This is a genomic window from Bradyrhizobium canariense (assembly GCF_018130465.1).
Taxonomy (GTDB): Bacteria; Pseudomonadota; Alphaproteobacteria; order Rhizobiales; family Xanthobacteraceae; genus Bradyrhizobium; species Bradyrhizobium canariense_C.
In genome coordinates this window covers 139,619-151,417 of the sequence record NZ_JAFCKJ010000001.1, presented here as the reverse complement: position 1 = coordinate 151,417, position 11,799 = coordinate 139,619, and the positions used below count along the sequence as shown (strand labels likewise).

Annotated in this window: 14 protein-coding genes; 7 read left to right on the top strand and 7 right to left on the bottom strand. The window is 64.8% G+C overall.

The features are described from left to right. Positions 1-12: 12 nt before the first annotated feature. On the bottom strand, positions 13-891 hold the full coding sequence (locus JQ591_RS00645; RefSeq protein WP_349630354.1) for a zinc-dependent alcohol dehydrogenase family protein: 879 nt from the start codon (positions 889-891) through the stop codon (positions 13-15). Positions 892-1,116: 225 nt separating this feature from the next. Here JQ591_RS00645 and JQ591_RS00640 point away from each other — a divergent pair, with 225 nt between their 5' ends. The 4 genes from JQ591_RS00640 (at position 1,117) to JQ591_RS00625 (ending at position 4,530) form a co-directional block, all read left to right on the top strand. After that, the gene (locus tag JQ591_RS00640; RefSeq protein ID WP_211394110.1) at positions 1,117-1,818 is read left to right on the top strand and encodes an FCD domain-containing protein; all 702 of its coding nucleotides are present in this window, start codon (positions 1,117-1,119) and stop codon (positions 1,816-1,818) included. A gap of 94 nt (positions 1,819-1,912) precedes the next feature. Then, positions 1,913-2,776 carry a fumarylacetoacetate hydrolase family protein gene (locus JQ591_RS00635; RefSeq protein ID WP_211394109.1) on the top strand — a complete coding sequence of 288 codons (864 nt, stop codon included), beginning with the start codon at positions 1,913-1,915 and terminating at the stop codon, positions 2,774-2,776. 9 nt (positions 2,777-2,785) lie between these two features. After that, positions 2,786-3,367 carry an amino acid synthesis family protein gene (locus JQ591_RS00630; protein ID WP_211394108.1) on the top strand — a complete coding sequence of 194 codons (582 nt, stop codon included), beginning with the start codon at positions 2,786-2,788 and terminating at the stop codon, positions 3,365-3,367. A 176-nt stretch (positions 3,368-3,543) separates the two neighbouring features. Continuing rightward, positions 3,544-4,530 carry an alpha/beta hydrolase family protein gene (locus JQ591_RS00625; RefSeq protein WP_249136320.1) on the top strand — a complete coding sequence of 329 codons (987 nt, stop codon included), beginning with the start codon at positions 3,544-3,546 and terminating at the stop codon, positions 4,528-4,530. Positions 4,531-4,716: 186 nt separating this feature from the next. On the opposite strand, the gene JQ591_RS00620 is transcribed toward JQ591_RS00625, so the two are convergent. Continuing rightward, positions 4,717-5,478 (bottom strand): hypothetical protein, encoded by a 762-nt coding sequence (locus JQ591_RS00620; protein WP_211394107.1) that lies wholly within the window; start codon positions 5,476-5,478, stop codon positions 4,717-4,719. 15 nt (positions 5,479-5,493) lie between these two features. Next, positions 5,494-5,682, bottom strand: coding sequence for a hypothetical protein (locus JQ591_RS00615; protein ID WP_211394106.1), 189 nt, complete (start codon positions 5,680-5,682; stop codon positions 5,494-5,496). A gap of 253 nt (positions 5,683-5,935) precedes the next feature. On the opposite strand from JQ591_RS00615, the gene JQ591_RS00610 reads away from it, so the two are divergent. Continuing rightward, positions 5,936-6,910 (top strand): DUF2336 domain-containing protein, encoded by a 975-nt coding sequence (locus tag JQ591_RS00610; protein ID WP_211394105.1) that lies wholly within the window; start codon positions 5,936-5,938, stop codon positions 6,908-6,910. Here JQ591_RS00610 and JQ591_RS00605 read toward each other — a convergent pair. Genes JQ591_RS00605 through JQ591_RS00595 form a run of 3 tightly spaced genes read right to left on the bottom strand, consistent with a single transcriptional unit; the run spans position 6,907 to position 9,892 of the window. After that, a complete protein-coding gene (locus JQ591_RS00605) occupies positions 6,907-7,251 on the bottom strand; it encodes a DUF1491 family protein (protein WP_211394104.1) in 345 nt (114 codons plus the stop codon). The two genes, JQ591_RS00610 and JQ591_RS00605, sit on opposite strands and share 4 nt — an antisense overlap. Positions 7,252-7,308: 57 nt before the next feature. Beyond that, positions 7,309-8,019, bottom strand: coding sequence for a peptidoglycan-binding domain-containing protein (locus JQ591_RS00600; protein ID WP_211394103.1), 711 nt, complete (start codon positions 8,017-8,019; stop codon positions 7,309-7,311). Further along, complete coding sequence (locus JQ591_RS00595; RefSeq protein WP_211394102.1) at positions 8,012-9,892, bottom strand: PAS domain-containing sensor histidine kinase; 1,881 nt, start codon at positions 9,890-9,892, stop codon at positions 8,012-8,014. The genes JQ591_RS00600 and JQ591_RS00595 overlap by 8 nt, the downstream gene beginning before the upstream one ends. A 405-nt stretch (positions 9,893-10,297) precedes the next feature. Between JQ591_RS00595 and JQ591_RS00590 the strand changes: the two genes are divergently transcribed. Both JQ591_RS00590 and JQ591_RS00585 read left to right on the top strand, forming a co-directional pair. Further along, positions 10,298-10,717, top strand: a complete 420-nt coding sequence (locus JQ591_RS00590; RefSeq protein WP_211394101.1) for a DUF5330 domain-containing protein — start codon at positions 10,298-10,300, stop codon at positions 10,715-10,717. A gap of 66 nt (positions 10,718-10,783) precedes the next feature. Then, complete coding sequence (locus JQ591_RS00585) at positions 10,784-11,215, top strand: SufE family protein (protein WP_211394100.1); 432 nt, start codon at positions 10,784-10,786, stop codon at positions 11,213-11,215. A gap of 5 nt (positions 11,216-11,220) precedes the next feature. On the opposite strand, the gene JQ591_RS00580 is transcribed toward JQ591_RS00585, so the two are convergent. Further along, complete coding sequence (locus JQ591_RS00580) at positions 11,221-11,637, bottom strand: MucR family transcriptional regulator (RefSeq protein ID WP_211394099.1); 417 nt, start codon at positions 11,635-11,637, stop codon at positions 11,221-11,223. Positions 11,638-11,799: the final 162 nt, after the last annotated feature.

Sequence of the window (11,799 nt, the reverse complement as noted above, 5' to 3'; positions counted from 1 at the left end):
CAATCCACCCCCTCATGGCGTCATGATGATCTTGCCGAGCGCGGAGCCCTGCTCGAGCAGCGTGTGGGCCTGCCTGACCTCGTCGAGCTTCAGGACCGCCGAGATCGCCGGCTTGATCGCGTTGCGGCTCAGCGCATCGATCACGTTGCGCATGAGTGCGCGACGCCCGTCGCGGTCGTGGTCATAGATGTGGAAGGAGAAGCAGCGTATCGCCGGGCAGATGTCGAGATGGTCGCGCATCGCCGCCATCAGGTTTTCTTCCGGCAATCCGGCGAAGGCGTTGTACGACAGCAGCGTCCCCCATTTGCCGAGCGCGCCGAGATAGCCCGTGAACTCGGGCCCGCAGACGTGATCGAGCACGAGGCCGACGCCCTCGCCATGGGTCAGCTCGCGGGTCCGCGCCACCACGTCTTCGCGGCGGTAGTAGATGACATGATCGGCGCCGTTGCCCTTCGCGAACGCGGCCTTCTCTTCGGTGGAGACGGTGCCGATGACATTCATCTGCGCGAGCTTGGCGAGCTGCACCAGTGCGGTGCCGACACCCCCGGCCGCCCCGATCACCAGCACGCTCGCCGGTGCGCGCGGATGCCGGCACTCGTGCAGCAGCGCGTAAGCCACCTGGTAGTTCGACAGGCACACGGCCGCCTGCAGGTCGACATTGTCGGGCAGCGCATGAATGGCGTCAGCGGGCGCGACCACATAATCGGCGTAGCAGCCGCCGCGCTGCGACAGATCGCGCGCGCTCAGCAGCACCTTCTGGCCGATCGTAAACCCCTCGACGCCGGACCCGAGCGCGGCAATGCGGCCGGCGACATCATTGCCGGGATTGGCCGGCAGCGGCGGCATCCATTTGTAGACGCCACGCCGGATCAGCACATCGGGCTGCCCCACGCCGAATGCCTCGGCCCGGATTTGCACCTGGCCGGGTCCGGGCACAGGCACCGGAAGCTCGACCAACTCGAGTGCATCCGGCCCACCCGGCTGACGCACCAGCACCGCTATCATGATGTCACACGCCTCCCAAGCCATATTTTCGAAAATAATATCCTTTACGAAAATTATTGCAAGATGCTCGTTGGCGCGGCATCTTGGGCCATCGATTCAATGGCAGAAACCATGCCCGACAGCGCCATTCGGCCCCGCAAGGAATTCGGCAAGACCATCGCCGCCGACATAACCCATCGGCTGCGCGAGGACATCATTGCCTGCGGCCTGGCCCCGGGCGAGCCGCTGCGGTTCGACGTCCTGCGCGAACGATTCGGCGTGAGCTTCACGACGCTACGCGAGGCATTGACGGCACTCACCGCCGAAGGCCTGGTCGACGCCCAGGAGCAGCGTGGATATCGCGTCGCGCCGGTCAGCCGTCAGGATCTGGTGGAGGTCACCGATGCCCGGGTGCTGATCGAGGTGGAGTTGATCCGCCGCGCGATCGAGCGGGGCGACGACGATTGGGAAATCGCCGTCATCTCGACGCTGCACAGATTGAAGCGAATCGAGCAGCGCGATCCCGAACATCCACTGCGCGATCCCGAATGGAAGATCGCCCACCGCCAATTCCACCAGGCGCTGGTGTCCGCCTGCGGCTCCGCGACACTCCTCGCCATTCGCGCCGAGCTGTTCGATCGCGCCGAGCGCTATCGGCATCTGTCGGCCAATTTCCGGCCGCGGCCGCGCGACAAGGCCGGCGAGCACCAGGCGATCATGCAGGCCGCCATCTCGCGCAAACCGGATCTCGCGGCGCAGCTGATCGAGACGCATATCCGCTCGACCGCCGACAACGTCGCGACATATGCCGCGCACCTGCTCGATGCCGAATAGGCGGTAACGGCTTTTTATCGCCGTGGGCTTGCGCCCCGCCAGATTTTCGAAAATAATAGGAGAGATCGAAAATGCCAACCTTTGGGGCGTAACCATGAAGCTGCTGTCGTTCTTGGACGGAAATCGGGAAAGCTGGGGGGCCGTTGTCGAAAATAGCGTCGTGGATCTCGGTCGCGCCCTGCCCCAGTACCCGACGCTCGCGGATTTCCTCGGCAGCGACGACTATGCGCGGCGCGAGGCCATCGTCGCCGGGCACAAGCCCACGATGGCGCTGAGCGACGTCAAATATCTTCCCGTGATCCCGCGTCCGGAGAAGATCGTCTGCGCCGTGCGCAATTATCTCGACCACCACAATGAAGCCGTGGCGTTCGGCATGAAGCGCGAGATCACGGAATTTCCGCCGATCTTCCTCCGGGTCTGGCGCTCCCAGGTCGCGCACAACGCGCCGGTGATCCGGCCGAAAGTCTCCGACAATTTCGACTGGGAGGGCGAGCTTGCCGTCGTCATCGGCAAAGGCGGCCGTCACATCAGCCAGGCCGACGCCTGGAACCACGTGGCGGGCTACTCGATCTACAACGACGTCAGCGTGCGCGACTGGCAGCGTCACGCCCAGCAGATCGCCTCCGGCAAGAACTTCGTCGGCACCGGCCCGTTCGGTCCGTGGCTGGTGACGCCGGACGAGATCGGCGACCCCAACAAGCTGAAGCTCGAGACGCGCGTCAACGGCGCGGTGGTGCAATCCTCCGACACCTCGATGCTGATCTTCTCGATCCCGCGGCTGATCGAGTACAGCTCGACCATCTTCGACCTCGTCCCCGGCGACGTCATCGCCACCGGCACGCCGGCCGGCGTCGGCTTCACCCGCAAGCCGCCGGTCTTCCTCAAGCCCGGCGACGTGGTCGAGGTCGAGATCGAGAACATCGGCGTGCTGCGCAATCCCGTCGTCGACGAAGCATAGAGCCTGCGCATGTCGTCGTACGAGATTCGAAAGACCGCGCTCAGCGTCGAAACCATCTGGCACGAGCGCGGTCCCCGGCTGGAGAGGCCGCTACTGGTCGGGACCGCCGTCGCGGTGATCCGCAATCCCTTCGCGGGCCGCTTCGAACCTGACCTGATGCCGTTTCAGGCGTCCTTGCGCGAGCTCGGGCGCGAGCTTGCAACGCGGCTGACCGCGCAGCTCGGCGGCGCCTCGCACGTCGAAGCCTACGGTAAGGGCATCATCGTCGGCGAGGACGGTGAGCTCGAGCACGGCGCCGTATGGCACGAAGCCGGCGGCCACGGCATGCGCGAGGTGCTGGGGCATCCCAAAGCGATCGTCCCGGCGGCAAAGACCATCGGAGGCCCGGGCACGCGCCTGATGGTCCCGCTCGGCCATATCCACGCCGCCTATGTCCGCAGCCATTTCGGCACCGCGGAGATGACGCTGTGGGATTCGCCACGGCGCGACGAGATCGCCTTCGGGCTGGTGATGGCGACCGGCGGCCGCCCTCACGCACGCATCGGCGGCCTTGCAGCGTCGGATATCTCCGTGCACGACGGGCAGCGCTGACGGGCGCGATCAATGCGCGTCGCTCGTAATCGACGGGATCGTGGCTGTGGACGATCGTGACGCGAAGCGGCTGGTCAAAACGCAGCGTTTAATCCTTGGCCCGGTCGCAATATCAGCGACACAATTCCGTCGCCATCGATTGGAATATCGGCGGCCGTCGAACTTGGGGGCTTGCCTTGACGCTGAGAGCCTATTGGGCTTGCGCCGCAGTGTTTTGTTTTTTGGCTTCTCCTGCGCGGGCGGCAGGCATCCAGCTTCTTGATTCCGATCCCAGCCTGGCAGGCGCCATCTGGTATCCGTGCGCGGCAGAACCGCAGCGCGTGCCGCTGGGCAAGCTGACGATGGATTTCATCGACTCGCTACAGGGCGTGAAGGATTGCCCGGTCACCGGCACGAAGCTGCCACTGATCATTGTCGCTCATGGCAGAGGCGGCTGGTTTGGCGGTCACGATGACGTTGAGCAGGCGCTTGCGGACGCCGGCTTTGTCGTGGCTGCAATCAACTATCCCGGTGACAACGGCGCCGACCGATCGCTGAGCGAAAGCCTGTTCACGATAAACGCGCGGCCAGCGAACACGATCCGGCTCGTGGACTTCATGTTGAACGTCTGGCGCGATCGCGCGGCCATCGATCCCGCCAGAATCGGCTTTTTTGGCTTCTCCGCCGGGGCCTACACCGGCTTGATACTGGCGGGAGCCGAACCGGACTTTCTAGAGATCGCATCGATCTGCACTGAAACAAACAAATCGCTGGGTTGTGAGCAGTTTCGTAGCGGCAACATTCCACCTGCTCCTCCGCACGACTCCCGAATCCGGGCCGCCGTCCTTGCCGACACGGCATTGAACTTCATGTTCTCCCCGGCGAGCCTGGCCGCCATTCGCATACCATTGCAGATCTGGCGCTCGGAACTGGGAGGCGGCGGCGTCGATCCAAAAAACTCCGCACTGACTGCCAACAGGCTGCCTGGAAATCCGGAAGTCCGCGTCGTGCCGGCAGGTCACTTTGCCTTCCTGCCTCCCTGTACGCCGCAGGCCGCAACCAAGCTGGCGCGACTTTGCACGGATCCGCCGGGTTTCGACAGGATCGCCTTTCATCACGACTTTGACGCGCGCATCGTCGGATTCTTCCGAGAGCAGCTTGTCGGCAAAGGTGACGCCCGCTGAGCCGGGCCGGATGCCCCGAGATCATCCAACATTAATGCGCATCGCACTGGCAGCGTTGGAAATCGACGGGGGTAGCCGCTGACGGATGCGCTGAAGGATTTTGTCGGGAAGCTTCAGAAGCAGCGCGCCAAACCTGATGGAATCAAGCGCCGGCGCGCAGCGGTGAAATGATCAGCCTTGAAATGATTAGCCCTTCGAGACGACCGCGCGACCGTAGGGCGGCTGGGCTGCAACCGGCGGGTTGGCGGTCTGGGCGGCGAGTTCGCCGATCAGCCGGTCGGCATCGGCGGCCATGCCGTCCGGCGCCTGGATCACCAGCCGCTCCAGACCCCAGCGATAGGACGAGACGCGCTGCTCGAGGCACTGCTGCACCCACTGGATGATCAGCGAATTCTCCTGCATGCGCTCGACCGCGTCCTCCTTCTCCTTCGGCGAGAGGCCGGAGACGCGCGCCATGCTGGCATTGCGCTTCTTGTCGAGGTCGATGACGCGGATCGCGGAGCCGAAGAACGGCTCGAAGCGGGTGATGTCGTTGCGCACGTCCTCGATCAGCTGCGCATAGCGCGAGGAATGCGAACGGTGCGGCTCGTCGATCAGCGTGCGTCCGTACATGGTGCGGTCGAACACGATCTTTTGCCGCCAGGGCGAGGGCAGCGCCTTGTAGTCGCCGAACACGCTCTTCCAGGCGGGCCGCGACAGCGGCGGCTCGATCAGGGGATAGGCGAGGTCGCGAAGCTGGCGCTCCTCGTCGGTGAGCTGGAATTGGGATGGCTTCAGGCCGACGCTGGAGGTGACTTCCTCGCCCAGCCAGCGATGCATGTCGTCGCTGCGCATGTCGGCGCGGGTCCGGCCGAAATCGCCGCCGCTACAGGCGGCGAGCGTCGCGCCCAGCAGTGCGAGCATGATGGCCGTTACGACGGGCCGGATCTGGCGGAGGTTCTCCGGCATTGCAAAGGCCGAAGGCTAGCGGCGACGACGACGGCGCCCCGGCGCTGTGCCCTGCTCCGGCCCGCGATCGCCGCTGGTTTCGTCGCTCTCGCGCTCGATGCGGATCACGGGGAGGATCAAAATCATTCCCATGTCCGCGCGTGGAGCCACGTCTCCCGACGAGCCCACCCGGCGACCGGCCGGAAATTCGATGATGGTCCCCATATCAGCTCTCTTCAATTGCCGCGCGACCCGGCGCGCCTCTGCAACATGGGATCATTAAGATCAGTTCATGGTTAACGGGGTGTAAACGTGCCGGCGGGACCGTAACCGCACGGGCCGGGCCCGCCGTCCCGTTGCGGCACGAGAACGCTGCAAAGCACGCGTTCGGCTTCACGCCTCGTTTTCCTTAACGAGCCTTTAAAGGAGCCCGCGATAGGCTGACGGCGAGTATCTTTTCCAGGTCGCGTATCTCTCCATGACCAAATCGTTGTTTCCAGGATTCGACGGGCTGATGACCCTCTCCCGTCGCGAAGGCGTCGACGTTCGTCCGACGCTGCTGCGCGTGCTGACCGACCTCTATGTTCAGTCGAGCACCCACAGCGACGACGAGCAGCGTCAGTTCATCGAGCTCGCCACACGGCTGATCGACCAGGTCGACGACGCGACGCGCGCGGCCGTCAAGGCGCGGCTTGCGATCTATCCGTCGACGCCCGCCCCGATCATGCAGAAGCTCGGACTGTCGGCCGCGCAGGAGGGCCGCAGGGTTCCGCTCGCGCGCGAAATCCCGGCACCCGCGCCTGCCCCTTCGCCGGTTCGCACGCCGACCGAGGCCGAGCAGCGCATGGCCTCGAACATGGCGATGCAGCCAAAGGACGCGGCCGAGATCCACGACATGTTCTTCCGCGCCGGCGCCTCCGAGCGCGCGCTGATCCTGCATAATCTGGCGCAGACCCCGCTGAAGGCCGCGCCGCGGATTCCGACCGTGCGCGCCAAGCGCGCGATCCAGATCCTCGAGATGGCGGCGATCGCGGGCGATGTCGAGAATTTCACCTTCGAGCTCGGCGACAGCCTGATCCTGCCCTCGCGCGTCGCAGCGCAGATCGTCGACGATGCGAGCGGCGAAGCGCTCGCGGTCGCCGCGCGCGCGCTCGACATGCCGAGCCCGGTCTTCCAACGCATCTTGCTGTTCTTCAAGCCGGAGATCGGCAACTCCGTGACCGACGTGTACCGGCTGTCGCGGCTCTACGATCGCCTCGGCGACCGCTCGGCGCTGGTGATGCTGGCCGCCTGGCGCGGCTCGACGCTCGCCGTCACCCGCGCAAAGTACCAGCCTTCGCTGCACGACAGCGAGCGTCAGCGCGCGCGCATGGGCGCAAGCCAGACGCGCCCGGGCGTGCAGCCCGGCTCCGCGCCTGCGGTGCGGACGGGTACTGACGGATCGGATCGTTAGGCCTTCGCCAGCTCGAGAAAATGCCGCCCGGCGCGGTCTTCGGTCTCGACGATCCAGACGTCCGAGTCGAAGCGGATTTCCTTGGTCAGCCGTTCCTCGATGGTGTGCTCCGGCAACGGCTGCGGCGCAACCGGCACGAAGAAACGATCGACGGGCCGGCCGTCGTCATAGACGGTCTGCGGCGCCGGCGCGTAGAGCATCGCATTGCCGTCGAGCAGCGAGACCTTGACGAACACCGCACCCGCCTCCTCCGCGCCGCGACGACGCACCGCGCCGTACACGCCCTCGGTCTGGCACCGGCGCAGATAGGCTGACACCCAGATGTTTGATTTCAAACGCATGGAGCGCACGATAGGCCAGCGCTGCAATCAGCACCAGCCTTCGCACAACAATCACGACTATTCGACGGGATGGCCGATCGCGGCGCCGAGCTCGCGCAGCAGGCGGTCGGACACCTGACCGGTGACCTGCATCTTATGCTCGCGCTCGAATTTCTGGATCGCGGACTGGGTCTCACCGCCCATCGCGCCCGTGATCTTCAAATTCCCGTAGCCATATTCGGACAGCGCCCGCTGCACGCCGGCGATGCGCCGCGCGGCCGGGCTCTGCTGCACGGGAATCGGCGCCGGCGGACGCGAGATGGCGGCGGACGGCGTCGAAATCGTCTGCTTGACCAGATTGGTCATGGGATCGCCCGAGCGCGGCGTCGATGCGGTCGCTTCGACGGGCTTCTCCGGCGACTTCTCGGCGGCGCGCTCGACAGGTTTGGGCTCGGCACGAAACTCCGTCGCTCTCGGCTCGAGCGGCGAGGTATCGGCGCCGACGGGACGTGGACGAGGCATGGGGTTCGACAACGGCAGGGACGACGGCGCGGGAAGATTGATCACGGTGCCGAACATCGGCGCCGGATGCCGGCCGGTCTGGAGGAACAGCGCATTGGCAACGATCGCGCTGATCGCGGCGACGGCGACGAGACCGGCCAGCGTATCCTTGGGGCTATGCAACAGCACGCGCAGCACGAGATTGCGCTCGGTCTCGACATCGATGACCGCGGCCTTGGCACCACGGCGGCGCGGAGCGGCTTCGTCCTTGGCAGACTTCTTAGGCACTTTTCTTCACCAGAGCGGGTTGGTCCTGAACTTGGTCGTGAGGATGGTCCTGAAGTTCCTGGCGCAGCACCGGCGTCAAGGTCGCGATCTTGCTCTCGCTCGCCTTGCTGTCAGACATCTTGCCATCAGAAGTGTTGGCCTTCGGCGTGTAGACGAGCGGCAGCTTGACGGTGACGGCGGTGCCCTCGCCGAGCCTGCTTTGTACCGTCAATTCGCCGAGATGCAACGCTACCAGGCTCTTCACGATCGAAAGTCCGAGGCCGGTGCCTTCGTGACGGCGCTGATAGGTCTTGCCGGCCTGGAAGAACGGCGCGCCGATGCGCTTGAGATCGTCAGGCGCGATGCCTATACCGGTGTCGCTGACGCGTAGCGCAAGTTGCGAGCCCGACACCGCGGCTGTTACGCTGACCTGACCGCCGCGCTCGGTGAACTTGATCGCGTTGGCGACGAGGTTGAGCACGATCTGCTTGAAGGCGCGCGGATCGCCGGTCATCACAGGCAGGTCCTGCGGCGCATCGGTGACGAGGTCGACGCCGTTCTCCCGCGCCTTCAGCGCCAGCAGATTGCAGCAATGCATCAATGATGCACGCGGCGCGAACGGTTCCGACGCAATCTCGAAATTGCCCGATTCCATCTTGGACATGTCCAGGATGCCGTTGACGACCGAGAGCAGATGCTGGCCGGAATCGTTGATGAGCTGGGCGTATTCCCTGCGCTGGGCCGCGCCCAGCATCAAGGTCTGCTCCTGCGCGATCATCTCGGAGAAGCCGATGATGGCGTTGAGCGGCGTACGCAGTTCATGGCTCATGGTGGCGAGGAAGCGCGTCTTGGCGGCGTCGGCCGCTTCTGCGGCGCTGCACGCCTGGTCGAGCGCCTGCTCCCCGAGCTTGCGGTCGGTGACATCGCGCATCACGGCGACGACATCGGCCTCGCGCGTGGCATCACGGCCCATATCCTGATCGAGCGGGCGGCAGCGCATTTCGACCCAGATGAAATCAACCTGGCCACGTTCCGAGCCGACACGCTCCCGGCGCAACCGGAACTCGACGCTGCGCACGTCGCCGCGCGCGGCATCGGACAGCGCCGTCAGATACGCCGGGCGATCGGCGACATGGACGCGATCGAACAGGCCGTGGCCCAGCAGTTGCGCGACGGGGATGCCGACCATGGCTTCCACCGCCGGCGAGATGAACTGCACCGCGCCGTTGCGCTGATGCCGCGAGATGACGTCGCTCATGTTTCGCGCCAGGAGGCGGTAACGCTCTTCCTCACGCAACAGCAGCGCGACGCTGGTGCGCGCGAGCGATTCCGCACCGAAGGCGAGGCCTGCGGCATAGAGCGTCGCCGAGGCGACGCCGAACGCCATCAGCACGCCGCGTTCCGCGGCGCTGGTGTCGCCAATCGGCAGCCAGCCGAGCTGGCTGACGAGGATCAGGATGCCGGCGCAGGACAGCGCCAGCAGCGAGGCAAAGGCCGCGACGCGGCGCGAGGCCGACAGCGCAGCTTCGAGGGGAACCACGACCAGCCAGATCGCGGCGAATGATTCGATGCCGCCGGTCGTAGCCGCGACCGCCATGATCAGGCCAGCGAGCGCCAGCGACGACAGCACATGCGCGCCTTCGTAACGACCGGTGCGCGACAGGAACCAGGACAACAGGATCGGCGCAATCAGCCAGGCGAACGCGGCGACCTCGATCGCGCTCGGCGCGCCGCGCATGGCGAGATAGACCGGGAATGCGGCAAAGGCGGCCAGGCTGCCGAGCAGCCGCGGGGCCATGAAGGCACGATGGCGCGCTCGCGTCAGCGCGTCGTAACGCGCGGAAGGATGCAGCAGCGCATCGAGACAATCGCGGATGATACTCAAAACTGTCACGGGTCTCGCGCTTCGGCTCACTCGTCGAGAAGACGCGCCGGAACGCCTCCTTATCGTTGAGCCACCGTGTCAGAGCGACCTTAAACGAACACTAAGGCAGCGCGGCACGCCGCCGGACACCGTGTCATCGCGGGGCTTTTTAGACGATTTGACGACGTCATCGGCGAGGATGGTGAACACAGGGTTTCACCGTGATCCGCATGGTTTCGAAATGGTGGATGGGCGCGCCGGCAGAATCACGGGCACGAACGTCAATCGAAAATTTACGAGACTGTCGATTGCGAAGATTTTTGCGTAAATTTTCCGCGAATTAAGCGGAAGGCAATCACTTGCGATTTATCGAGAGTTGCTAGGTCCGACATCCGCGGAGATCGCCGCGGCGGGATCTAACATACAGGTCGCAAGATGCGCTTTCTGCTTCGCATCACATTCTGGCTCGGGCTGGTGCTGGTGCTCCTGCCGCGGGACAAGACGCCCGAATCGGACAAGCTGCCGCAGATCGGCGCCGCCGACGCGGTGCAGGCTGCGACCGCGGCCGTCTCCGACGTGACCCAGTTCTGCAAGCGCCAGCCGGCGGCCTGCGAGGTCGGCGGACAGGCCGCGACCATCATCGGCCAACGCGCGCAAGACGGCGCGCGCAAGATCTACCAGATCATCAACGACAAGAAAGAGCAGCTCGAGAAGCCCGACAAGAAGGCGCCCGACCACACCGGCTCGATCGCTCTGGCCGGCGAAGGCGACACTGCTACGAGCGAGGCGCCACGCGACACCCTGTCCCAGGACGACCTCGCGCTGGAATGGCGCGGCCCGGCGCCGGCGAATTAGCCCCAAACCCTATCGATTTCACGCGCTTGCGACCCTATATTGGCCTGAACGGGAACACGGGCCAGCATGACGACGATTGACGAAATCAGGGACAATTTCGAGATTCTGGACGAGTGGGACGACCGCTACCGGTATGTCATCGAGCTCGGCCGCACCCTGGAACCGATGTCCGAGGCCGAGCATTCGGCCGAGAACAAGGTGAACGGCTGCGTCAGCCAGGTCTGGCTTCAGAAGCTGATCGATCATCGCGATGGCGGCGCGCCGATCCTGAAATATCGCGGCGACAGTGACGCCCACATCGTGCGCGGGCTGGTCGCGATCGTGCTGTCGCTTTATTCCGGCCGCACGCCGCAGGAGATTCTTGCGACCGACGCCATTGCCGTATTCGACGAGTTCGGCTTTCGCGATCATCTGACGCCGCAGCGTTCCAACGGCCTGCGCTCGATGGTCGAGCGTATCAAGACCGACGCGAAAGAGGCGCTCGCGGAAGCCTCGTAGAAATTCTACTTCCGCTTCCGCTGCTGCTGCCCCAGTCCCATCTGCTTCGCAAGCTGCGAGCGGGCCACCGCATAGTTCGGCGCGACCATGGGATAGTCGGCCGGCAGGCCCCATTTCTCGCGATATTGCTCCGGCGTCATGTTGTACTGTGTGCGCAGATGGCGCTTCAGCGACTTGAAGCGCTTGCCGTCTTCCAGACAGACCAGATAATCGGGCGCGATCGACTTCTTCAGCGAGACCGCCGGCCTCGCCGGCTCGAGCGGCGCCGTCTCGGTGCGGCCCGACGAAACGCGCACCAGCGCGCCATGCACCTGGCTGATCAGGTTCGGAATCTCAGCCGCAGGCGTCGGATTGTTGCTGAGATAGGCCGACACGATGCTCGCCGTCAGCTCAATGAAATTCTTAGCCCCGGCATCCGACATCGGCTCGACCCTTCTCCACCTTGCGCTCACGGGATTGACGACGCCAAAGTATTCCGTGTCAACAATACGTTCGGCTGAAATGGAACGACTGACGCGCCTGGGTTGATTTACTGGCGAAGCGACGAGAATGGCCGCGCTCTACTTGCCTGCGGCAGGACTGAA